This is a genomic window from Methylobacterium sp. A49B (genome assembly GCF_053346215.1).
In genome coordinates this window covers 1-21,580 of sequence record NZ_JBKFBO010000068.1, presented here as the reverse complement: position 1 = coordinate 21,580, position 21,580 = coordinate 1, and the positions used below count along the sequence as shown (strand labels likewise).

At 71.3% G+C, this 21,580-nt stretch carries 20 protein-coding genes and 1 pseudogene; 15 read left to right on the top strand and 6 right to left on the bottom strand.

Annotated features, from left to right (window positions below; all coding sequences use genetic code 11):
- Positions 1-25: 25 nt before the first annotated feature.
- On the top strand, positions 26-2,407 hold the full coding sequence (locus ACLBX9_RS06175; RefSeq protein WP_447718288.1) for a response regulator: 2,382 nt from the start codon (positions 26-28) through the stop codon (positions 2,405-2,407).
- Positions 2,404-2,685, top strand: a complete 282-nt coding sequence (locus tag ACLBX9_RS06170; protein ID WP_010686130.1) for a hypothetical protein — start codon at positions 2,404-2,406, stop codon at positions 2,683-2,685. Before ACLBX9_RS06175 ends, ACLBX9_RS06170 begins: the two co-directional genes overlap by 4 nt.
- A 53-nt stretch (positions 2,686-2,738) precedes the next feature.
- On the opposite strand, the gene ACLBX9_RS06165 is transcribed toward ACLBX9_RS06170, so the two are convergent.
- Together ACLBX9_RS06165 and ACLBX9_RS06160 are read right to left on the bottom strand one after the other, a co-directional pair.
- Positions 2,739-3,005 carry a GCG_CRPN prefix-to-repeats domain-containing protein gene (locus ACLBX9_RS06165; protein WP_010686129.1) on the bottom strand — a complete coding sequence of 89 codons (267 nt, stop codon included), beginning with the start codon at positions 3,003-3,005 and terminating at the stop codon, positions 2,739-2,741.
- Between the two features lie 128 nt (positions 3,006-3,133).
- The gene (locus ACLBX9_RS06160; protein ID WP_010686128.1) at positions 3,134-4,156 is read right to left on the bottom strand and encodes a P1 family peptidase; all 1,023 of its coding nucleotides are present in this window, start codon (positions 4,154-4,156) and stop codon (positions 3,134-3,136) included.
- 91 nt (positions 4,157-4,247) lie between these two features.
- Between ACLBX9_RS06160 and ACLBX9_RS06155 the strand changes: the two genes are divergently transcribed.
- Positions 4,248-5,135 carry an NAD(P)-dependent oxidoreductase gene (locus tag ACLBX9_RS06155; protein WP_447718305.1) on the top strand — a complete coding sequence of 296 codons (888 nt, stop codon included), beginning with the start codon at positions 4,248-4,250 and terminating at the stop codon, positions 5,133-5,135.
- A 35-nt stretch (positions 5,136-5,170) separates the two neighbouring features.
- Here ACLBX9_RS06155 and ACLBX9_RS06150 read toward each other — a convergent pair whose 3' ends face one another.
- Positions 5,171-6,040, bottom strand: a complete 870-nt coding sequence (locus ACLBX9_RS06150) for a S49 family peptidase (protein ID WP_010686126.1) — start codon at positions 6,038-6,040, stop codon at positions 5,171-5,173.
- A gap of 217 nt (positions 6,041-6,257) precedes the next feature.
- Here ACLBX9_RS06150 and ACLBX9_RS06145 point away from each other — a divergent pair, with 217 nt between their 5' ends.
- The 6 genes from ACLBX9_RS06145 to ACLBX9_RS06120 all read left to right on the top strand — a co-directional run bounded on the left by ACLBX9_RS06145 (position 6,258) and on the right by ACLBX9_RS06120 (position 11,706).
- Positions 6,258-6,623: a hypothetical protein gene (locus tag ACLBX9_RS06145; protein ID WP_447718287.1), complete on the top strand. Its 366-nt coding sequence runs from the start codon at positions 6,258-6,260 to the stop codon at positions 6,621-6,623.
- Positions 6,624-6,812: 189 nt separating this feature from the next.
- The gene (gene gyrA, locus ACLBX9_RS06140; protein ID WP_447718286.1) at positions 6,813-9,545 is read left to right on the top strand and encodes a DNA gyrase subunit A; all 2,733 of its coding nucleotides are present in this window, start codon (positions 6,813-6,815) and stop codon (positions 9,543-9,545) included.
- Between the two features lie 49 nt (positions 9,546-9,594).
- Complete coding sequence (gene coaD, locus ACLBX9_RS06135) at positions 9,595-10,098, top strand: pantetheine-phosphate adenylyltransferase (protein ID WP_010686123.1); 504 nt, start codon at positions 9,595-9,597, stop codon at positions 10,096-10,098.
- Positions 10,099-10,114: 16 nt separating this feature from the next.
- A complete protein-coding gene (locus ACLBX9_RS06130) occupies positions 10,115-10,663 on the top strand; it encodes a peptidylprolyl isomerase (protein WP_447718285.1) in 549 nt (182 codons plus the stop codon).
- Between the two features lie 7 nt (positions 10,664-10,670).
- The gene (locus tag ACLBX9_RS06125) at positions 10,671-11,168 is read left to right on the top strand and encodes a hypothetical protein (protein ID WP_447718284.1); all 498 of its coding nucleotides are present in this window, start codon (positions 10,671-10,673) and stop codon (positions 11,166-11,168) included.
- 79 nt (positions 11,169-11,247) lie between these two features.
- Complete coding sequence (locus tag ACLBX9_RS06120) at positions 11,248-11,706, top strand: peptidylprolyl isomerase (RefSeq protein ID WP_447718283.1); 459 nt, start codon at positions 11,248-11,250, stop codon at positions 11,704-11,706.
- Positions 11,707-11,858: 152 nt separating this feature from the next.
- Here ACLBX9_RS06120 and mobA read toward each other — a convergent pair whose 3' ends face one another.
- The 3 genes from mobA to ACLBX9_RS06105 all read right to left on the bottom strand — a co-directional run bounded on the left by mobA (position 11,859) and on the right by ACLBX9_RS06105 (position 14,043).
- The gene (gene mobA / locus ACLBX9_RS06115; RefSeq protein ID WP_447718282.1) at positions 11,859-12,473 is read right to left on the bottom strand and encodes a molybdenum cofactor guanylyltransferase MobA; all 615 of its coding nucleotides are present in this window, start codon (positions 12,471-12,473) and stop codon (positions 11,859-11,861) included.
- A 4-nt stretch (positions 12,474-12,477) separates the two neighbouring features.
- Positions 12,478-13,626, bottom strand: a complete 1,149-nt coding sequence (locus ACLBX9_RS06110; protein ID WP_447718281.1) for an Mrp/NBP35 family ATP-binding protein — start codon at positions 13,624-13,626, stop codon at positions 12,478-12,480.
- Between the two features lie 138 nt (positions 13,627-13,764).
- Positions 13,765-14,043 (bottom strand): hypothetical protein, encoded by a 279-nt coding sequence (locus tag ACLBX9_RS06105; protein ID WP_010686117.1) that lies wholly within the window; start codon positions 14,041-14,043, stop codon positions 13,765-13,767.
- Positions 14,044-14,170: 127 nt separating this feature from the next.
- Here ACLBX9_RS06105 and ACLBX9_RS06100 point away from each other — a divergent pair, with 127 nt between their 5' ends.
- The 6 genes and pseudogenes from ACLBX9_RS06100 to ACLBX9_RS06075 all read left to right on the top strand — a co-directional run.
- Entirely contained in the window at positions 14,171-14,674 is a 504-nt protein-coding gene (locus ACLBX9_RS06100) for a pyridoxamine 5'-phosphate oxidase family protein (protein ID WP_010686116.1), read from the top strand.
- A 123-nt stretch (positions 14,675-14,797) separates the two neighbouring features.
- Positions 14,798-16,090, top strand: coding sequence for a nicotinate phosphoribosyltransferase (gene pncB / locus ACLBX9_RS06095; protein WP_447718280.1), 1,293 nt, complete (start codon positions 14,798-14,800; stop codon positions 16,088-16,090).
- A gap of 113 nt (positions 16,091-16,203) precedes the next feature.
- A complete protein-coding gene (locus tag ACLBX9_RS06090) occupies positions 16,204-17,658 on the top strand; it encodes an MmgE/PrpD family protein (RefSeq protein WP_447718279.1) in 1,455 nt (484 codons plus the stop codon).
- Positions 17,659-17,772: 114 nt separating this feature from the next.
- Entirely contained in the window at positions 17,773-19,821 is a 2,049-nt protein-coding gene (locus tag ACLBX9_RS06085; protein ID WP_447718278.1) for an AI-2E family transporter, read from the top strand.
- 369 nt (positions 19,822-20,190) lie between these two features.
- The gene (gene hisN, locus ACLBX9_RS06080; protein WP_447718277.1) at positions 20,191-20,979 is read left to right on the top strand and encodes a histidinol-phosphatase; all 789 of its coding nucleotides are present in this window, start codon (positions 20,191-20,193) and stop codon (positions 20,977-20,979) included.
- A gap of 130 nt (positions 20,980-21,109) precedes the next feature.
- Positions 21,110-21,580: pseudogene (locus tag ACLBX9_RS06075) on the top strand (hypothetical protein); the annotation flags it as partial.

The window sequence follows — 21,580 nt, the reverse complement described above, 5'->3', positions numbered from 1 at the left end:
CGGATGATGGGATTGCGCGTGGCCGATGAGCGAGACTGAGGGCGGCGGGCAGGCCGTCACGGACGCCGACTACCGGAACCTCGCCGAGACGCTGCCGCAGCTCGCGTGGATCGCCGAGGCTGACGGGACCATCATCTGGTACAATCAGCGCTGGTACGACTACACCGGCACCTCGCTAGAGGAGATGCGCGGCTGGGGCTGGCGGGCGGTCCACCATCCCGACCACGTCGAGGCGGTGACCGAGCGCTACCAGGCGGCGATCCTGCTGGGCCGGTCCTGGGAGGACACCTTTCCCCTGCGGGGGCGGGACGGCACCTATCGCTGGTTCCTGTCGAAGGCGCTGCCGCACCGGGACGAGACCGGCCGGATCCTGCGCTGGTACGGCACCAACACCGACATCACCCGCCGACGCGCCGTCGAGGAGCGCCTGCGCCATTCCGAGGAGCGTTTCCGGGCGCTGGTGGACGCCTCGGCGGCGGTGATCTGGAACACCAACGCGGCGGGCGAGCTGCTGCCGCCGCAGGTCCGCTGGAGCGTCTATACCGGGCAGAGCGAGGAGACTTACCAGGGCTGGGGCTGGCTCGACGCGGTCCACCCCGACGACCGCGGCCACGCCGCCGATGCCTGGGCGGCCTGCGTGGAGAGCCGCTCGGTCTACGAGGTCGAGTACCGCCTGCGCCGCCACGACGGGGTCTGGCGCGCCATGGAGGTGCGCGGCGTGCCGGTGCTTGCCGAGGACGGCTCTCTGCGGGAATGGGTCGGTACCTGTGTCGACGTCACCGCGCGCCGGGAGGCCGAGGAGGCGGTGGAGCGTGCCCGGCAGGCGGCGGAGGCGGCCAACCTCGCCAAGAGCCAGTTCATCGCCAACATGAGCCACGAGCTGCGCACGCCGCTCTCTGCGGTGATCGGCTATTCCGAGATGCTCGGCGAGGAGCTGGAGGATATCGGCCAGGCCGCGCTGCTGCCGGACCTGCGCAAGATCGAGGCTGCGGCGCGCCACCTCCTGTCGCTGATCAACGACGTCCTCGACATCTCGAAGATCGAGGCCGGCCGCATGACCGCCTCGGCCGAGACATTCTCGGTGGCGGACCTGCTCCGCGACGTCTCCGACTCCACCGGTTCCCTGGTGGAGAAGAAGGCCAACCGCTTCGTCCTCGACGCGGCGGAGGCGGATCTCGGCGCGATGCACCAGGACCAGACCAAGATCCGCCAGTGCCTGCTGAACCTGATCGGCAACGCCGCCAAGTTCACCGAGCGGGGAACCATCACCCTCACGGTCCGCCGGCACCGGGAGGAGGGGGCCGACTGGCTGTCCTTCGCGGTCACCGACACCGGCATCGGCATGAGCGAGGCGCAGATCGGGCGCCTGTTCGAGCGCTTCGTGCAGGCCGACGACTCGACCACGCGCCAGTTCGGCGGCACCGGCCTCGGTCTCGCCATCACCCGCGCCTTCTGCCGGACGATGGGAGGCGACATCGGCGTCACCAGCACGCCGGGCGCGGGCGCCACCTTCACGATCCGCCTGCCCGCGACGCTGAGGCCCGAGGATACGGCGGCCGCCGAGGCCGAGGCGCACACGCCGGTGGAGCCGCACGAGCAGCACGAGACGGTCCTGCTGGTCGACGACGATCCGGCCGCCCGGGAGCTCCTTCAGCGCTTCCTGGAGCGCGAGGGCTTTCACGTCCGCAGCGCCAACGATGGCCGCGCCGGCCTGACGCTCGCCCGGGCCCTGAAGCCGCGGGCGATCCTGCTCGACGTCGAGATGCCGCGCATGGACGGCTGGGCGGTGCTGCACGCGGTGCGCAACGACCCCGACCTCGTCGGGACACCGGTGATCATGACCTCGGTGGTCGCCGAGCAGGGCCTCGGCCAGGCACTCGGCGCCACGGACTACTTCGTCAAGCCGATCGACTGGGACCGGCTCAAGGGCCTCATGGAGCGCTACCGGCCTGAGGCGCCCGGCGAGGCGCGCATCCTCGTGGTCGACGACGATGCGGACGCGCGCGACCGCCTCCGCCGCTCCCTCGGCCGGGAGGGCTGGACCGTCGACGAGGCGGAGAACGGCCGGATCGCCCTGGATCGCGTCAGCCAGGCGCGGCCGAGCCTGATCCTCCTCGACCTGATGATGCCCGAGATGGACGGGTTCGGCTTCCTGCGCGCTCTGCGCGCGCGACCCGACGGCGACGTGCCGGTGGTGGTGCTCACCGCCAAGGAGATCTCGATCGCCGAGAAGGAGAGCCTGAACCGGCAGGCCGACCGGGTGATCGCCAAGGGCTCCATGAGCCTCGCCGAGATCGGCCGGCAACTGCGCGTGCTCTACGCGCGTTCGGCGAGCGAGCCGGTGCCGGGACGTCTCCAGGGCCTGATCGAGCGGCTCGCCGAGAACGATGGGGGAGAAGCGCGATGAGCGGGGACGGGATCGATCCGGAGAAGGCCGTGGCCATTCGCCTGCGGGCGCGGCTGGCCGTGGTGGAGCGGGCGGCGTGGTTCGGCCTCGTCCACGCCATGAAGACGCGCCCGGCCGAGACCGAGGCCTACATCGCCTCGGAGCGGACGCGCTGCGCGGAAGGGTTCGGCGGCGGCGCCTGGGCCAAGGATCTTACCGACGCCGAGCGGGCGATGCTCGCCGAGGAGGTGGATGCCGGGCTGGCCCAGCTCATCGAGGATGCGCGCGGCGAGGTTTGAGCCACCGCTGCCATCCGTGCGCGCCGCCCGGTTCGACCGGGCGGCGCCGTCGATCACCGGTGGCAGAATCCGCGCGGACCGCGATAGAGGCCCGGCGGACAGCCGCCGGGTGCGCCGGTGATGGACCGGCGGATGGCGCCCCGCGGACCGCGATTCAGGCGGCAGCCGCCATAGGGGCCGCGATGCGCGCCGAACCCGCATCCGCCGCGGACGAGGGTGATCGAGGCGTCGCCGCCGGAGAGTGGTGCCACGGGCATCGCCTGGGCCCCGCCGGCGAACAGCGCCACGGACGCGGCGACGATCAGGCCGGTCATTCGCATGAGCATTCCTCCCGATGTGAGACAGGTCGCCGCCCGGCGCTGGCCAGGCCACGACACGGCCTTCGGCCGCGGCCGGAAACCCCTCTCCCGGCACTTCGTTCCGCGCGGGTCCGATTCGGCGGCGTGGATCAGACGCCGAACAGATCGCACCAAGCCGGCGGCAGGCCGGTCCAGGACAGCGGCGGCGCGCCCGCATGGCCGGGCAGGCTCGTGGCGGAAAACACGCCTCGCGCGACCGCCCTGGCCAGCACCCGCGCGGCGGCATCGCCCAGCCGTGCCATCTCAACCACCGGGTCGGAGAGCGGCACGGCGCTGGTGGCCGCCGCGAAGACCAGATCCCCGTCCAGCGGCGTGTGGGCCGGCACGAGGGCCCGGGCGAGGCCGTCCTGGGCCGCCACCGCGAGGCGCCGGCACTGCGCCTTGGTCAGTGCCGCGTCGGTCGCCACGACGGCGAGCGTCGTGGCGGCGCCCGGCAGCGCCCGGCCCGGGAAGGTGAGGGCCTCCGGCGTCAGCCGGGCCGGCGAGCCCAGGCCGCCGAACTCCGCGCCCTCCTCGAAGGGCGCGGCCCAGAAATGCGGCCCGTCCCCGATGGTCGCGTTGCCGAAGGCGTTCACCGCCACGAGCGCCCCGACCCGAAAACCCGTCCCCGCCACGCGGGCCGACGCCGAGCCGATCCCACCCTTGAGCCGGCCCGTGCGGGCGCCGGTCCCGGCTCCCACCGAGCCCAGGGCGAAATCCTCCGCGGCCGCGCCGGCGGCCGCGAAGCCGAGTTCACGGTAGGGCGGGTAGCGGCCCCATTCCTTGTCGCCGCCGTTCAGGAGATCGAACAGGATCGCGCCGGGCACGATCGGGACGCGCATGCCGCCGACCGGGAAGCCGCGCCCGGCCTCGGCGAGCCACGCGGTCACGCCGGCGGCCGCGTCGAGCCCGAAGGCGGAGCCGCCGGACAGGACGAGGGCGTCGATCCGCTCCACGGTGCGCTCGGGGTCGAGCAGGTCGGTCTCGCGGGTACCCGGCCCGCCGCCCCGCACGTCGACCGAGGCCACGACAGGGGCGTCGAACAGGATCGCGGTGACGCCGCTCGCGACCGAAATGTCGCTGGCGTGACCGACACGCAGGCCGGGAATGTCGGTGATGCGGTTGTGCAGCATGGGGCAAGCTTGCCACGCGCCGCGATCGACGCAAATCCGCGCGCGGACCCGTTGACCGCCGGCCGGGGTCGCCCAGGTTGGCGGACGGCAGATCAGCCGCGAGGAGCACGGCATGGACGTCGGAATCATCGGAATGGGGCGGATGGGCCGCGGCATGGCGGCCAGCCTCGCGCGGGCCGGACACCGGGTCCGCGCCTGGAACCGCTCGCCGGAGGCCGCGAAGGGCATCGAAGGGGTCACCCCGGTGGGCAGCGCCGCCGAGGCTTTCGCCGGGGAGGCCGTCATCACCATGCTGGCCGACGACGCGGCGCTCGAAGCCGTGATCGTGGCGGGCGGCCTGCTCGACCGGCCGGAGCGGCCCGGCCTGCACATCGGCATGAGCACGGTCTCGGTGGCGCTCGCCAAGCAGCTCGCCGCCGTGCACGCGCGGGCGGGCGTGCCCTACATCTCGGCGCCGGTCTTCGGGCGGCCGGACGTGGCGGAGGCCGGCAAGCTCAACATCGTGGCGGCGGGCGCCGCCGATTACATCGACCGCGCGGGACCGCTGCTCGACGCCATGGGCGCCAAGACCTGGCGCTTCGGCGAGGATCCGGTGCGGGCGAACGCCGTCAAGCTCGCCGGCAACTTCATGCTGATCTCCGCCATCGAGGCCATGGCGGAAGCCTGCGCCCTCACGGAGGGCCACGAAGTCGCGGGCGCCGACTTCCTGGACCTGATGACCAACACCCTGTTCGCCTCGCCGGTCTACAAGGGCTACGGCGCGTCGATCGCCCAGAACCGCTACGAGCCCCCGGGCTTCATCCTCAAGCTCGGCGCCAAGGACGTGCGGCTCGCCCTCCAAGCCGCGGAGGGTGCGGGTGTGCCGATGCCCTTCGCCAGCGTCCTGCGCGACGGCCTGATCGAGGCGATCAGCTACGGCGACGGCGAGAAGGACCTCGCCGCCCTGGCGCGCGTCTCGGCCCGGCGTGCGGGGCGGTAGCGGGCTACCGGAGGGTCGCGCCCGCGACCCTCGTCCTACAGCCCGTAGCGGGCGAAGGCCGCGCGCTCCTCGACGGCCGCGACCGCGCCCTCGGCGAGCCCGATCCCGGCCTCGATCCCGCCCGGAGCGCCTCCCCGGCGCAGCAGGCGGGAGAGCAATCCGCCCCGGGCCTCGGCCACGAGCCGGAGGTCGACCTTCTCGCCGAAGCGCGCGCGCGTTGCGGTGCGCACGTCGCCGAGCGCATCGACGAGGCCGAGCGCCAGCGCCTGCCGCCCGGTCCAGACCGCGCCGGTGAACAGGTTCTCGGCCTTCGACAGGCCGGGGCGGCGAGCGGTGACGAGGCCGGTGAACAGGTCCTGCACGTCGGCCTGGATGCGCTTCAGGCGCTCCACGTCGGCGGGATCCTCGGGGCGGAACGGGTCGAGCATCGACTTCGCCTCGCCCTGCGTGTGGACGCGACGCTCGACGCCGAGCTTTTCCAGCAGGCCGTGAAAGCCGAACCCGGCCGAGACCACGCCGATGGAGCCGACGATCGACGTCGGATCGGCGACGATCTCGTCGGCCGCGCACGCGATCATGTAGCCGCCGGACGCCGCCACATCCTCCACGAAGGCGATCACCGGCAGGCTCTTCTCGTCGGCCAGCGCCCGGATGCGCCGGTGGATCAGGTGCGACTGTGCGGGCGAGCCGCCGGGGGAGTTGATGACGATCGCCACCGCCTTGGCCCCGGGCATGCCGAAGGCCCGCTCCAGGCTGCCCGCGACGCCGCCGATCGAGAGGCCCGGGCGGAGCGGCGAGACCGCCCCGATGGTCCCGGAGAGCCGCACCACCGCGACCCGCGGGCGGCGGTCCCGGAAGCGGCGGGGCAGGAGAGTTCGGACGGAGTCGAGGAACGCGAACGCCATGGAGATCTTGCGCGGCTCGTCGAAGGCCGGGCAGGGGACGGCCCGGATGCGTCTTTTGCAAACTGGGCGTTTCTTAACCCCGTGCAAGGGTCGTGCGGCTGCGCAGTCACACCGGATCGAACCGTTTGCCGACCTTGGCCGTTTCAGGCGACGGTGCGAGCCTCGTGCCGGCCCGGATCCGCTGGACTCGGACGGGTGCTCACACGGGAGAGAAACGATGCGACCCTGGCCAATCCTGGTCCTCCTCGCCGCCCTGCTCGGCGGGCTGGCGAGCGTGCCCGCGCGCGCGGCGCCCCTTCCGGTCCCGGCGACCGCCGACGCTGCGGCACCCGCCCCCGCGGTGCAGCAGGCCCGCTGGCACTACCGCCGCCACTGGCACCGGCGCCATCACTGGCGGCGCCACTGGCATCATCGACATCATTGGCACCGTCGCCACCATTGGCGCCGGCACCATTGGCACCGCCACTACGGTTTCCGTCGCCACTACGGTTTCCGTCGCCACTACGGCTACCGGCATCACGGCTACCGACACCACGCGTTCCGCGGCCGCGCCGTGGGCCACCGCCATCTGACGTTCTACTGAGCGAACCGACCTGCGTCCCGACCCCCGAGCGGGCCGGGACGCGCCCCTGTCGGCGACCTTGCGGGCGGCCTCGGAAAACCTTATTTAACCGTCTGATATCACTGCTCTTCCGCAAGGCCGGTCCGGCGCATCGCGCGCCGCGCTCGGGCCGCGAGCATCGCCCTTTCGGGCTTCAGAACGGAAATCGACTTGGCCGAGAACGATCCGACTGGCGCCGCCCCACCCGCCAGCGACATCCGCCCCGTCTCCATCACCGACGAGATGCGCCGCTCCTACCTCGATTACGCCATGAGCGTGATCGTGAGCCGGGCGCTTCCCGACGCGCGCGACGGGCTCAAGCCGGTGCACCGGCGCATCCTCTACTCCGCCTTCGAATCCGGGCACCTGCCCGAGCGGAAATACGTCAAGTCGGCGCGCATCGTCGGCGACGTGATCGGTCTCTACCACCCGCACGGCGACCAATCGATCTATGACGCCCTGGTGCGGATGGCGCAGGACTTCTCCATGCGCCTGATGCTCATCGACGGGCAGGGCAATTTCGGCTCGGTGGACGGCGATCCGCCGGCCGCCATGCGCTACACCGAATCGCGGCTGGCCAAGCCCGCGACCGCGCTGCTCACCGACATCGACAAGAACACCGTCGATTTCGGACCGAACTACGACGAGTCGCGCGAGGAGCCGACCGTCCTCCCCGCCCGCTTCCCGAACCTGCTGGTCAACGGCGCCGGCGGCATCGCGGTCGGCATGGCGACCAACATCCCGCCGCACAATCTCGGCGAGCTGATCGACGCCTGCGTGGCCCTGATCGACGAGCCGGGGCTGACCATCGAGCAGCTCACCGAGATCGTGCCCGGGCCGGACTTCCCGACCGGCGGCATGATCCTGGGCCGGGCCGGCACGCGGCAGGCCTACGCGACGGGCCGCGGCTCGGTGATCATGCGCGCCAAGTCGCATGTCGAGGAGCTGCGCAAGGAGCGCGAGGCGCTGATCTTCACCGAGATCCCCTACCAGGTGAACAAGGCGACGCTCGTCGAGAAGATCGCCGAGCTGGTGAAGGAGAAGCGCGTCGAGGGCATCTCCGACCTGCGCGACGAATCCGACCGGACGGGCATGCGTATCGTCGTCGAGATCAAGCGCGACGCCATGGCCGACGTGGTGCTGAACCAGCTCTACCGGTTCACGCCGCTGCAGAGCTCCTTCGGCTGCAACATGGTGGCGCTGAACGGCGGCCGCCCCGAGCTGATGAACCTGAAGGACCTGCTCCAGGCCTTCGTGGATTTCCGCGAGGAGGTCGTCTCCCGCCGGACCAAGTTCCTGCTCGGCAAGGCCCGCGAGCGCGCCCACGTCTTGTGCGGCCTCGCCATCGCGGTCGCCAACATCGACGAAGTCATCCGGCTGATCCGGACCTCGCCCGACCCGAACTCGGCCCGCGAGGCCCTGATGGCCCGCGACTGGCCGGCCCACGACATCGCGCCGCTGATCGCGCTCGTGGACGACCCGCGCCACCGCGTCGCCGAGGACGGGACCTACCGCCTGTCCGAGACCCAGGCCCGCGCCATCCTCGACCTGCGCCTGCAGCGCCTGACGGCTCTGGGCCGCGACGAGGTCGGCGACGAGCTGAAGACGCTGGCCGACGAGATCGCCGACTACCTCGACATCCTGCGCTCGCGCGCCCGCATCCAGGGGATCGTCAAGGGCGAGCTCGCCGAAGTCCGCGAGCAGTTCGCCACCCCGCGCCGGACCGAGATCGTCGACTTCGACGGCAGCGTCGAGGACGAGGACCTGATCGCCCGCGAGGACATGGTCGTGACCGTGTCGCACGCCGGCTACGTGAAGCGCGTGCCGCTCTCGACCTACCGGGCCCAGCGCCGGGGCGGGAAGGGCCGCTCCGGAATGGCGACCCGCGACGAGGATTTCGTCACCCGCCTGTTCGTGGCCAACACCCACACGCCGGTGCTGTTCTTCTCCAGCCAGGGCCAAGCCTACAAGGAGAAGGTCTGGCGCCTGCCGATGGCCGCCCCGAACGCACGGGGCAAGGCTCTGGTGAACATCCTGCAATTGCAGGACACCTCCGAGCGCATCACCACGATCATGCCGCTGCCCGAGGATGAGGCCTCTTGGGAGACGCTGGACGTGATGTTCGCGACCGCGCGCGGCAACGTCCGGCGCAACAAGCTCTCGGACTTCACCACGGTGAACCGCAACGGCAAGATCGCCATGAAGCTCGATCCGGGCGACCACATCGTCCACGTCGAGATCTGCCGGCCGGACCAGAACGTGCTGCTGACCACGGCGCTCGGCCAGTGCATCCGCTTCCCTGTCGAGGACGTGCGCGTGTTCAAGGGCCGCGACTCGACCGGCGTCCGCGGCATCCTGCTGGCCAAGGACGACCGGGTCATCTCGATGACCATCCTGAACGCCTTCGACGCTACCGCGGAAGAGCGGGCCGGCTACCTGAAGATGCGCCGCGCCGTGACCGGCGAGGCGGAGGAGAACGGCGACGCGGAGCCCGAGGACGGCGCCGAGGCGGCGGCCATCTCGCTCGACCGCTACAACGAGATGGGGGGCGCCGAGCAGTACGTGCTGACCCTGTCGGAGCGGGGCTTCGGCAAGCGCTCCTCGTCGTTCGAGTACCGGACCTCGGGGCGCGGCGGGAAGGGCATCACGGCGATGCGGGTCAACGCCCGCAACGGCAGCCTCGTGGCGTCTTTCCCCGTCGAGGCCTCCGACCAGATCATGCTGGTCACCGACGGCGGCCAGCTGATCCGCGTGCCGGTTGACGACATCCGCATCGTCGGCCGCGCCTCGCAGGGCGTGACGGTGTTCAACACCGCCAAGGACGAGAAAGTCGTCTCGGTTGAGCACATCGAGGGCGAGGACGAGGGCGCCGAGGGCGGCCCCGAGGGCGGCGAGGAGGCCTGAGGCGCCGCCCGGTTCCGTCCGGCGCGAAAATGCTCTAGGTCGGGCCCTAATGACCCGCACTGCCCTCTACGCCGGCTCGTTCGATCCGGTCACGAACGGCCATCTCGACGTGATCCGCCAGGCCTGCCGGCTGGTGGACCGCCTCGTGATCGCCATCGGCGTCCATCCCGGCAAGGCGCCGCTGTTCTCCGCCGAGGAGCGTGCGGCGCTCCTCACCGAGACCTGCGGGCCGGTGGCCCAGGCCGAAGGCGCGGCGCTGGAGATCGTGACCTTCAACGATCTCGCCGTCTCGGCCGCCCGGCGCTGCGGCGCCGCGATCTTCATCCGTGGCCTGCGCGACGGCACCGATCTCGACTACGAGATGCAGCTCGCCGGCATGAACGGCGCCATGGCGCCCGAGGTGCAGACCGTGTTCCTGCCCGCCTCGACGCAGGCGCGCCCGATCACCGCGACGCTGGTGCGCCAGATCGCCGGCATGGGGGGCGACGTCTCGCCCTTCGTCCCTGCCGCCGTGGCCGCGCGCCTCCGGCAGCGCTTCGCCGCCAATTCCTGACCCCGGAAGGACTTCGATGAACCGACGCCACGCCCTCCTCGCGCTCGCCCTCACGCTCGGCACCGCCACGGCCGCCCAGGCCGCCGACGCCAACACGGTCTACCTGCAGACCAAGGACGGGCGGATCACCATCGAGCTGCGGCCGGACCTGGCGCCCAAGCACGTCAAGCAGATCAAGACGCTGGTCTCCCAGGGCTTCTACAACGGCCTGAAGTTCCACCGGGTCATCGACGGCTTCATGGCCCAGACCGGCGACCCGAAGGGCAACGGCACCGGCGGCTCCAGCCTGCCCAACATCCCGGCCGAGTTCTCGAAATCGGCCCAGTTCCGCCGTGGCACGGTCGGCATGGCGCGCTCGCAGGATCCGAACTCGGCGAACTCGCAGTTCTTCCTCTGCCTCGGCGATGCGCCGTTCCTGAACGGCCAGTACACGGTCGTCGGCAACGTCACCGACGGGCTCGACGTCCTGGACAAGATCAAGAAGGCCTCGCCCGGCGCCCCCGGCGGCGCTGTGCAGGATCCCGACAAGATCGTCAGCATGACCCTCGCCGAGAAGGGCAAGTAGCGGCCGCATGCCGGGCTGGCGCGCCGCCGCGATCCTCCTGTTGAGCCTGGGTCCGGCGCAGGCCGAGACCTATGAGGGCAGCCCCTTCTACGGCTACGCCTTCGAGCCCGGCGGCGGCTATCCCTTGAGCCTGCCGCAGACCCTGCGGGCGACGGTCGCTGTGCCGGTGTCGCGGATGGCGACGAAGCCCGCCGATACCCTGGACGAGCTCTACCCGGCGCTGGCCGCCTGCTGGCAGGTTCCGGCAGGGCTCGGGCCGCTGAAGGCTGAGCCCGAGGATATCGAGATCACTGCGCGCTTCGCCCTCCGGCGGGACGGCAGCCTGATCGGCGCGCCGCGCATCACCTACGCGGCGGGCGTCGCGGGCGACCAGCGGGCGATTCTCGTGCGCGGGACCGTGGACGCGCTGGCGCGCTGCACCCCGGTCCACCTGACGCGGGGCCTCGGCCGGGCGATTGCGGGCCGGCCGGTGGCGCTGCGCTTCGTCTACCGCCCGCCGGCCTGAGCGCCGGCGATCGACGTCACGGGCGCTGGCCGGATCCGGCGGGCGCCGATACAGTTCCCTCAACCGGAAGGATAGACTTATGGCCGACAACGAAACCATCGTGCTGGAGACCACCAAGGGCCGCGTCGTGATCGCGCTGCGGCCCGACCTCGCCCCGGGCCACGTGGAGCGCATCAAGACGCTCGCCGCGCAGGGCTTCTACGACGGCGTGCCGTTCCACCGGGTGATCGACGGGTTCATGGCCCAGACGGGCGACCCGACCGGCACCGGCTCGGGCGGCTCCGACCTGCCGGACCTGAAGGCCGAGTTCAACGCCGAGCCGCATGTGCGCGGCACCTGCTCCATGGCGCGCACGAACTTCCCGCACTCGGCGAACTCGCAGTTCTTCATCTGCTTCGACGACGCCCGCTTCCTCGACAAGCAGTACACGGTCTGGGGCAAGGTCGTGGAAGGCATGGACGTGGTCGACACGATCAACAAGGGCGAGCCGCCGCGCTCGCCGGACAAGATCGTGAAGGCGACCGTCGCGTCGGCTTGAGTTCGGATCAAGCCTGACGTCTGAAGCCATCTCTCGATGGCTTCGGCTCCGCCGTCCTTGCGAGCGGAGCGAAGCAATCCGGTCAGCACGACACCCTCAGTCGCGCTGCCCCGGGGTCACTTCGCTGTGCTCGTGATGACGGCGGAACCGCATCACCCTCGGTCGAGGGCTTCCGCCGCCGACAGATCCGCCGGCGTGTTGATGTTGAGGAACGGATCCACCGGCTCCGCCGGCCAGGATGCCACCGCCGCCCCGTGGCGCGCGATGAAGCCGCCGACGCGCCGCTCGCCCCGTTCGAGATAGTCCCGAAGCGCGCCGCGCAGAGCCGTCGGCCAGAGCGCGATCGTGTAGTGCTGCCGTTCGCCCGAGGCCGCGAGGGCGATGCCGGCCTCGGATCCGGCGGCCTCCAGCCGCACCACCAGATCCCCCGGCAGGAACGGCGCGTCGCCCGACACGCTGACCACCCGCGCGACACCCTGCGCGGCGGCGTGCTCCAACCCGGCGAGGATGCCGGCGAGCGGCCCCGGCTGGTCCGGCACGGGGTCCGGCAGGATCGGCCCGGGGAACCCGGTGAACCGCGCCGGGTCGCCGTTGGCGCTGAGCGCCAGACCGGCCCCGCATTGCGGCGCGAGCCGTTCGACCACCCGCTCCAGCAGGGTCCGCCCGCCGAGGCGCAGCAGCGGCTTGTCGCCGCCGCCCATCCGCCGCGCCTGGCCGCCGGCCAGGATCAGGCCCAGGACCGGCGCGGGATCGGCCGCCGGCGCCACGGCCTCACTCGAAGACGATCTTCGGCGCCGTCCGCCCGGCCGGCGCGCCGGACAGGTTCGCCCAGAGCTGGGCGGCGATATCGCGGTAGACCTTGGCGTGCGGCCCCTCGGGATCGGTCGCGACCACCGGCCGGCCGGAATCCGAGGTCTCGCGGATCGCCATGTTCAGCGGCACCTCGCCGAGGAACGGCACGCCGAGGCGCTGCGCCTCGTTCCGCGCGCCGCCATGCCCGAAGATGTGCGAGGCGTGGCCGCAATGCGGGCAGACGAAGGTCGCCATGTTCTCGATCACGCCGAGGATCGGTACCGCGACCTTCTTGAACATGGTCACGCCGCGCCGGGCGTCGATCAGCGCGAGGTCCTGCGGGGTCGAGACGATCACGGCGCCGGAGAGCGGCGTCGCCTGCGCCATGGTGAGTTGCGCGTCGCCGGTGCCGGGCGGCATGTCGACAAGCAGCACGTCGAGTTCGCCCCAGAGCACGTCGCGCAGCATCTGAGTGATCGCCGACTGCACCATCGGGCCGCGCCAGATCATCGCCGTCTCGGGCTCGATCAGGAAGCCGATCGACATGACCTTGAGGCCGTAGCCGACCATCGGCTCCATGGCCTTGTTGTCGACGACATTCGGCTTGCCCGACAGCCCGAACAGCTTCGGCACGGACGGTCCGTAGATATCGGCGTCGAGGAGGCCGACCTTCAGCCCCTGGGCCTGGAGCGCCAGGGCGAGGTTGCAGGCGGTGGTCGACTTGCCGACGCCGCCCTTGCCGGAGGCGACCGCCACGATGTGGCGCACGCCCGCGATCTGCGGGCCCTGGTTCGGCGGCGCGCCGGGTCGCGGCGGCGCGACCGGCGGCGGCGTCACGGGGCGGGGGGCGGCGCCGCTCTGGGCCGGGTGGCTCTGGTTCCGCTCGGAGGTCAGGCTGGCGAACACGCCCGAGACGCCCGGCATCTGCAGCACCCTGCCCTCGGCCTGCCGCCGTACCGGCTCGAACCGCTCGGCCTCGCTGGGATCGACCAGGATCGAGAACATCACGCGGCTGTTCGGATCGACCACGACCTGAGAGAGCCGTCCCGAGCCGGGCAGGGTGGTGCCGGCGGCATCGACGGTGACGTCGGCAAGCGCCTTCAGCACGTCGTCGCGGGTGATCGCCAAAATCGTTCTCCACCGGGGCAAGCAGGTATGCCAGTGCATGTAGCCGAGCGGGCCGAGAACACCAGACCCCGGGCCCGCAATCGGCGCCGGCGCCGGCGGCCTGCGTCCCCGTGGCCGTCCCGGCCGCCCGCTTCGCGTTCAGTGCGGGCGGGCGACGAGGTTGCACGCTTCCATGGGGCCACGCACCACGCTCCCGTCTCCGCGCCGGTAGACCCCGTGGCGCAGGCGGCGGCAGCCGAGGGGGCCGCGCAGGCGCTTCACGCGCTCGATATGGACGCTGCCGTAGCGCCGGTTCGAGAAGTCGTGGCCGCCGATGCGCACGCCCGGGCCGAAGCGCACCTCGGCGGCGGCCGGCAGCGCGCAGAGCGCGCAGAGCGCCAGCGCCGCCGCGCACCCCAACCTCCGAACACCTCGCATCCGAACCTCCTCACCGCACGGGGAAGCTGAACCAACCGGAGACTGATCCGTTGTCGGGGCAGCCTTCGGCCGGGGCATCCTCCGGAGACCCCGCCGGGACCGAAACGACGCGTAGGAGACCACTTTCATGCATCAGGGCAACCACCGCGACCACGAGGGCGCGAAGAAGCTGTTCGAGCTCATCAAGGACGTGAAGATCGCCATGATGACCACCGTCGATTCCGACGGCACGCTCAACAGCCGCCCGATGTGGAACAACGACGCCGACGAGAACGGCGACCTGTGGTTCTTCACCAAGCTGCACTCGCCCAAGACGGCCGAGATCAGCAAGGACAACCAGATCAACCTGGCCTACTCCGACCCGTCCAGCCAGAACTACGTCTCGGTGGCCGGCAAGGCCGAGATTGTCCGCGACCAGTCGATCATCGATGCCAAGTGGAATGAGAGCCTGAAGACCTGGTTCCCGAACGGCAAGAACGATCCGGAGGTTGCGCTGATCCGCGTCCACCCGGAGAAGGGCGAGTACTGGGACAGCCCGAACAGCACGATGCTGCACCTCTACGGCTACGTGAAGGCCTCGCTCACCGGCGAGAGCCCGAAGACCGAGACCAAGAAGGTCGACCTCGCCTGACATTCCGGTTTCAGGAAACGGGCTTTTCGCGGGCGGTTTCCGGAAGGAGGCCGCCCGTCTTCTTGACGTCCGCGGTGCCGGCATGCGCTCTGCGCGATCGAGGCGCGGCAGAGTCCCAAAAGAATGCTCGATCTGGCGAAGCGGGTTTACGATCACAGCTTCCGCATCGACCCGATCGTGCGGTCGCTGCTCGACACGGACTTCTACAAGCTGCTGATGGCGCAGACGATCCTGCGCCGGCATCCCGACATCCAGACTACCTTCGGCATCACCAACCGCACGCGGCGCATCCGCATCGCCGACGAGGTCGATGCCGGGCTGCTGCGGGAGCAGCTCGACCACGCCCGGACGCTCCGCCTCAGCAAGGGCGAGATCACGTGGCTGCGCGGCAACGTGTTCCGCGGCCAGGGGCGCATCCTGGGACCGGAATTCGTGAGCTGGTTCGAGGATTTCCAGCTCCCCGAATACGAGCTCGCCGTCCATGACGGCCAGTACGAGCTGACCTTCCACGGTCCCTGGGTCGAGACCACGATGTGGGAGGTCCCGGCGCTGGCGATCCTCAACGAGCTGCGGGCCCGGGCCGTGCTGCGGGGCCTCGGCAAGCTCGACCTGCAGGTGCTCTACGCCCGCGCCATGACCCGGGTCTGGGAGAAGATCCAGCGCCTTCAGAAGCTGCCGGACCTGTCGGTGGCGGATTTCGGCACCCGCCGTCGCCACGGCTTCCTGTGGCAGGACTGGTGCGTGCAGGCCATGGCCGAGGGCCTCGACGGCGCGTTCCTCGGCACCTCCAACTGCCTGATCGCGGCCCGGCAGGAGGTCGAGCCGGTGGGCACGAACGCCCACGAGCTGCCGATGGTCTACGCCGCGCTGGCCGAGGACGACGCGGCGCTCGCCGCCGCGCCCTACGCGGTGCTGGCCGACTGGCAGGAAGACTACGGCGGCAACCTTCTGGTGATCCTGCCCGACACCTACGGCACCACCGGCTTCCTGGCGAACGCCCCCGACTGGGTGAGCGGCTGGACCGGCATCCGCATCGACTCCAAGGACCCGATCGAGGGTGGCGAGGAGGTGATCCGCTTCTGGCAGGCGCGCGGCCACGACCCGCGGGACAAGCTCGCGATCTTCTCCGACGGACTCGACATCGACGAGATCGAACGCATCCACGCACGGTTCCACGGCCGCATGCGCATCGGTTACGGCTGGGGCACGCTGCTCACCAACGATTTCCGTGGGCTGCTGCCGGATGGCAAACTCGACCCGGTCTCCATCGTCTGCAAGGTCACGGAGGCCGACGGCCGGCCGACCGTGAAGCTCTCCGACAATCCCACCAAGGCGCAGGGGCCGGCCGAGGAGGTCGCGCGCTACCGGCGGGTCTTCGGCGTGGGCGAGCAGGAGGCGCTGCCGGTGGTGGTGTGAAGGGGTGTCAGACCCGCCGCGGTGAAACACGGAGGCTGACGATCCCGGGATGAATTCATTATCATGTCGGCCAATCGGAGCCGCTCGGAGGCGGTCCTGCCTGGGAGAACGCCATGCCGATGAATCGCCGCTCGCTCATCGGGGCCGCGGGCCTCGCCCTGACGGCGCCCGCCCTTCAGGGGGCACAGGCCGCCGAGGCGGCCAAGCCGGCTCCCAAGGCGCCCCCGCCGCCGGTGACGAAGACCCTGGCGCAATGGATCCTGTCGTCCTCCTACGACACGCTGCCCGATCCCGTCCGCCGCGAGGGCGTGCGCAGCTTCCTCAACTGGGTGGGTGTGGCGATCGGCGGCTCGCATCACGAGACCGTGGACGTGGCGGTCTCGGCGCTGCAGCCATTCTCGGGGCCGCCGCAGGCGGGCCTGTTCGGCCGGACCGAGCGGTTCGACATCATGAACGCCGCCTTCCTCAACGGCGTGTCGAGCCACATCTTCGACTTCGACGACACCCACCTGAAGACCATCATCCACCCGGCCGGCCCGGTCGCCTCGGCGATCCTGGCCTACGCGGCGATGAAGCCGGTCTCCGGCAAGGACTTCCTCGACGCCCTGGTGGTCGGCATCGAGGCCGAGTGCCGGATCGGCAACGCCGTCTACCCGAACCACTACGATGCCGGCTGGCACATCACCGGCACCGCGGGCGTGTTCGGAGCGGCCGCCGCCGCGGGTAAGCTGATGGGGCTCACCGAGCAGCAGATGATCTACGCGCTCGGCCTCGCCGCCTCGCAGCCGGTTGGCCTGCGCGAGTCGTTCGGCTCCATGAACAAGAGCTTCAACCCGGGCCGCGCCGCGTCCAACGGCCTGTTCGCGGCGATCCTGGCCGCGAAGGGCTTTACCTCGTCGGACGGGATGATCGAGGCCAAGCGCGGCTGGGCCAACACGATCTCCACCAAGCAGGACTGGTCCGAGATCACCGACGGCCTCGGCACCCGCTACGAAGCGCAGCTCAACACCTACAAGCCCTTCGCCTGCGGGATCGTCATGCACCCGACGATCGACGCCGCGATCCAGATCCGCGACGAAGACCACGTCAAGCCGGAGGACATCAAGCGCGTCGACCTGAAGGTCCACCCGCTGGTGCTGGAATTGACCGGCAAGACCGCGCCGAAGACCGGCCTGGAGGGCAAGTTCAGCATCTACCACGCCGCCGCGGTGGCCTTCGTGGAGGGCGCGGGCGGCGAGAAGCAGTTCAGCGACCGGGCGGTGAACGACCCGCGGGTGGTTGCGCTCCGGCAGAAGGTGGTCCCGGTGATCACCCCCGGCATCGACGCCGCGCAGGTCGACATGACCGTGACGCTGAATGACGGGCGAACCGTCCACCGGCACATCGAGCACGCCATCGGCAGCGTCGAGAAGCCGATGTCGGACGCGCAGCTGGAGGCGAAGTTCGCCGACCTCGCGGCGGGCGTTCTTCCGGAGGCGCAGGCCAAGCGGGTGATGCAGCTGTGCTGGTCGCTACCCGAGCTCAAGGATGCGGGCGAGGTGGCGCGGGCCGGCGTCGCGGGGGCGTAACGGCTCCGTGAACGCTGCGGGATCGTTTTCGGCCCCCATGCCGTTCCCCGTCCGCGAGGCTCCCGTCGATCCCGGCGGCCGCCCGCGCGTGGCGTTCGGGACGCGGGTTACGGTATGGGCACGAGAACCCCGGTCGGGGTCGAACCGGCAGCGCGGCCCGGAACGCCGCTGATCCCGCCGCGGCCGACTCGCGTGGCCGCCGCCGAGACGCCGCGGGCCGCCATGGCGTCGCCGGTGGTGGTCGGCGCCACGATCATTGCGGCCCTCTATTTCGGCCGCGACATCTTCATCCCGATCGCGATCGCCCTGCTCCTGTCCTTCGTGCTGACGCCGCTGGTGAACCGCCTGCGGCGCCTGCGCCTGCCGCGGCTGGTGGCGGTGGGGATCAGCGTCCTGCTGACCGTGGGCATCGTGGCGGCGCTCGCAACGCTGATCGGGATCCAGGCCGCCGATCTCGCCAGCGACGTCCCGCGCTACCGGACGACGATCGAGCGCAAGGTCGAGGGCTTGCGCGACTCCCCCGTCGGCCACGTGACCGCGTACGTGGCCAATATCGGGCGGGCGCTGCACGGCGGCGCCAAGGAGGCCGGCGACGCGGAGACGCCGAAGCCCGCTCCGCCGCCGCAGCCGCGTCCGGAGCAGGCGCAGTCCCCGAAGCCCGTCCTCGTCGAGGTCGCCGCGTCCCAACCGGGTTCGCTGGAGATGCTCTCCACGGTGCTCACGCCGGTGATGCATCCCCTGGCCACCGTCGGCATCGTCTTCGTGGTGCTGCTGTTCGTCCTGATGCAGCGCGAGGATCTGCGCGACCGCATGATCCGTCTGGCCGGATCGAGCGACCTGCACCGCACCACCGTGGCGATGGACGACGCCGCCAAGCGGCTGAGCCGCTATTTCGTGGTGCAGCTCGCCCTCAATGCCGGCTTCGGCATCGTGATCGGCATCGGCCTCTACCTGATCGGCGTGCCGAACCCAGTGCTGTGGGCGATCTTCTCGGCCCTGATGCGCTTCGTGCCGTATCTCGGCGCCGTCCTGTCGGCGATCCTGCCGATGGCGCTCGCCGCCGCGGTCGATCCCGGCTGGAACATGATGATCGCCGTGGCGATCCTGTTCATCGTGCTCGAGCCGCTCACCGGCCAGGTGTTCGAGCCGATCTTTTATGGGCAGTCCACCGGGCTCTCGCCCTTCGCGGTCCTGGTCTCGGCCCTGTTCTGGACCTGGCTCTGGGGCCCGGTCGGCCTGCTGCTCTCGACGCCGCTGACCGTCTGCCTCGTTGTGCTGGGCCGCTACGTCGAGCACCTGGAGTTCCTGGACGTGCTGTTCGGCGACCGGCCGGCGCTGACGCCGGTGCAGAACTTCTACCAGCGGATCCTCGCGGGCGATTCCGAGGAGGTGCTGGGCCATGCCGAGCTGATCCTGCAGCAATGCTCGCTCTCGTCCTACTACGACGAGGTGGTCCTCAAGGCGCTGGAACTCGCCGCCCGGGATGCCGCCCGGGGCGTGCTGACCGCGCGCCAGAAGGCGGCGATGCGCGCCGCCCTGGCCGAGCTGATCGCCGACCTTTCCGACCGGAGCGACGCGGTCATGGGCGCGGCCAACGAGGGCGAGGAGGGGGCCTGCAGCCCGCTGCCCATGGGCCCGGCCCCGGAGGCGCTGCCCGCCGCCTGGACGCGCCAGGGCGCGGTGCTGTGCGTCGCCGGACGGGGCTTCCTGGACGAGGCCGCCTCCGCCATCCTCGCGCAGATCCTGGAGAAGCGCGGCCTCGGCGTCCGCACGGTCCCCTTCGCCGAGACGGCCGCGGTGCGGATCGGGCGGTTCGAGGCGGGTCCGGCCCGCATGGCCTGCGTGGTCTCCCTCGCCCTCGACGGCGAGCCGACTCACCTGCGCCGGCTGATCCGCCGCCTCGAGGGCCGGATCCCCGGCGTGCCGATCCTGCTCGGGCTCTGGCTGACCCAGGAGGCGGAGGCCGACCGCGGTGCCGGCGGATCGGGGCATGCGGCGGAGGCGGACGGGCAGGTGCATTCGCTGCGCGAGGCCGTCGAGGCGGTGCTGGCCGCCGCGCAGGCGGACGCCGCTCCGGCCGGGACCGGGGCGGAGGCCGCGCCGGGACCGAGGCCGGAAGCGCAGGACGCAGCGCCGCGCGAAGCGGCGCCGGCCGGGGCATGAGCCAGAGGAGCTCCGAACTCGGGTTAACGAGACCCGGCCCCATCTCAGAGGGACAATCCCGTCATTCCGGGACTGCGGAGCAGGGCCCGGAATCCGGATCCGCACCGCGCGCTTGGCGAGGCATGGTCGGCGGCTCTGGATTGCCCGCCTCCGGCGTGCCCCTTCGGGTCCGGGCTCGCCTGCGGCGCCCCGGACTGACGGCGTGGTCGTTACGCGGCAGTTGTCACACGGAAGAGGGGCAACCCATGAACCCGCGTTCGCAGCTCTCATGATCCGGGGAGGGGGCTTGACGGGCAGGGGGCGCCCCGATTTCGTCGGGTACCGGCGGCCCGGCCGGGCGATCTTCGGGCGGAACAGGAAAGAGAGCCGATGAGCGTCGTCGAACTCGGGCGGTTCATGGACGACCTCGCGGACGCGTCCGGGAAGGCAATCGTGCCGTTCTACCGCGCCCAGTTCAGCCTCGACGACAAGTCCGGCGGCGGGGCGCCCTTCGATCCGGTCACCGAGGCCGACCGGGCGGCCGAGATCGTCCTGCGGGCGATGATCGGCCAGACCTTTCCGGGGCACGGGATCCTGGGCGAGGAATTCGGCTCCGAGCGCACCGACGCCGAGTGCGTCTGGGTCCTCGATCCGATCGACGGCACCCGCGCCTTCATCGCCGGCCTGCCGACCTGGGGTACCCTGATCGGGCTGACCCACAACGGCGTGCCGGTGCGCGGGATGATGCACCAGCCCTACCTCGCTGAGCGGTTCACGGGGGACGGGCACAGCGCGAAGCTCCGCACGCCGTCGGGCGAGCGGACCCTGCGCACGCGCCGCTGCGGAGACCTCGGGCAGGCGATCCTGGCGACCACGGACCCCCGGCTGTTCGCGGCCGGCGAGGAAGCCGAGCGCTTCCGGTCGCTGGAGGGCCAGGTGCGGATGTCCCGATACGGCGCGGATTGCTACGCCTACTGCATGCTGGCGGCCGGCCAGATCGACCTCGTGGTCGAGGCCGGGCTGAAGCCCTACGACATCGTCGCGCTGATCCCGATCGTCGAGGGGGCAGGGGGGCGAGTCACGGCCTGGGACGGGGGCTCGGCGGCGGGCGGCGGGCGGGTCGTGGCGGCCGGCGATCCGCGGCTGCACGCGGCGGCGCTCAAGGTGCTGAACCCGTGAGGCGGGAGACGCATGCGATCGTCTCGGTCGGCGACACGCGATCCGATCGAGACGACGCGCGCCCTCCCTCCCTGCGCAGAGGGGGGAGGAAGGGCGCTGCGGCTCCGATCCATGACCGGAACCCTTTCGCGTGCTGCTGAACGCGCTGATCCTGTTCACGGCCCTGTTGCCCCGCGCGGAGGCGGACGCCGATGCATGGCTGCGGGCCAGACCGCCCGCGATGACGAGCGGATCGCCCGCGGCGCCGGCACCGCCACGCTTCGACCCGGCCACCCGGTCCGTCTCCAACTGGCACGCGCAGACCGGCCAGCACCTGCTGCCGCAGGCGCTGGCCGTGACGGCCTCGCTGGCCGAGGATCCGTCCTACGTGGCCCGCTGCGTGCGGCTCAACAACGGCTGGTGCATCAAGTCGGCCCGATGGCCGGGGGAGATCGGCGCCGACGGGGAGGGCCACACCGCCTTCGCCACCCTGGATGACGGCGCCGACGCCGCGGCGAGCCTGCTGCGGCGCTACTACCGCGACTACGGCCGCCGGACGGCGCTCGCCATCGTGCGCCGCTGGGCGCCGGCCGAGTGCCGCGTCGGCTCCGCGCCCGCGCGG

What these genes read in the sequence shown, in the direction of transcription:
- pncB (WP_447718280.1), top strand. Translation starts at nt 14,798, where the DNA reads ATGCTCGATCTGGCGAAGCGGGTTTACGATCACAGCTTCCGCATCGAC.
- ACLBX9_RS06175 (WP_447718288.1), top strand. Translation starts at nt 26, where the DNA reads ATGAGCGAGACTGAGGGCGGCGGGCAGGCCGTCACGGACGCCGACTAC.
- ACLBX9_RS06125 (WP_447718284.1), top strand. Translation starts at nt 10,671, where the DNA reads ATGCCGGGCTGGCGCGCCGCCGCGATCCTCCTGTTGAGCCTGGGTCCG.
- hisN (WP_447718277.1), top strand. Translation starts at nt 20,191, where the DNA reads ATGAGCGTCGTCGAACTCGGGCGGTTCATGGACGACCTCGCGGACGCG.
- ACLBX9_RS06085 (WP_447718278.1), top strand. Translation starts at nt 17,773, where the DNA reads ATGGGCACGAGAACCCCGGTCGGGGTCGAACCGGCAGCGCGGCCCGGA.
- ACLBX9_RS06165 (WP_010686129.1), bottom strand. Translation starts at nt 3,005, where the DNA reads ATGCGAATGACCGGCCTGATCGTCGCCGCGTCCGTGGCGCTGTTCGCC.
- ACLBX9_RS06145 (WP_447718287.1), top strand. Translation starts at nt 6,258, where the DNA reads ATGCGACCCTGGCCAATCCTGGTCCTCCTCGCCGCCCTGCTCGGCGGG.
- ACLBX9_RS06105 (WP_010686117.1), bottom strand. Translation starts at nt 14,043, where the DNA reads ATGCGAGGTGTTCGGAGGTTGGGGTGCGCGGCGGCGCTGGCGCTCTGC.
- ACLBX9_RS06120 (WP_447718283.1), top strand. Translation starts at nt 11,248, where the DNA reads ATGGCCGACAACGAAACCATCGTGCTGGAGACCACCAAGGGCCGCGTC.
- ACLBX9_RS06130 (WP_447718285.1), top strand. Translation starts at nt 10,115, where the DNA reads ATGAACCGACGCCACGCCCTCCTCGCGCTCGCCCTCACGCTCGGCACC.
- ACLBX9_RS06100 (WP_010686116.1), top strand. Translation starts at nt 14,171, where the DNA reads ATGCATCAGGGCAACCACCGCGACCACGAGGGCGCGAAGAAGCTGTTC.
- ACLBX9_RS06090 (WP_447718279.1), top strand. Translation starts at nt 16,204, where the DNA reads ATGCCGATGAATCGCCGCTCGCTCATCGGGGCCGCGGGCCTCGCCCTG.
- ACLBX9_RS06170 (WP_010686130.1), top strand. Translation starts at nt 2,404, where the DNA reads ATGAGCGGGGACGGGATCGATCCGGAGAAGGCCGTGGCCATTCGCCTG.
- ACLBX9_RS06150 (WP_010686126.1), bottom strand. Translation starts at nt 6,040, where the DNA reads ATGGCGTTCGCGTTCCTCGACTCCGTCCGAACTCTCCTGCCCCGCCGC.
- ACLBX9_RS06160 (WP_010686128.1), bottom strand. Translation starts at nt 4,156, where the DNA reads ATGCTGCACAACCGCATCACCGACATTCCCGGCCTGCGTGTCGGTCAC.
- coaD (WP_010686123.1), top strand. Translation starts at nt 9,595, where the DNA reads ATGACCCGCACTGCCCTCTACGCCGGCTCGTTCGATCCGGTCACGAAC.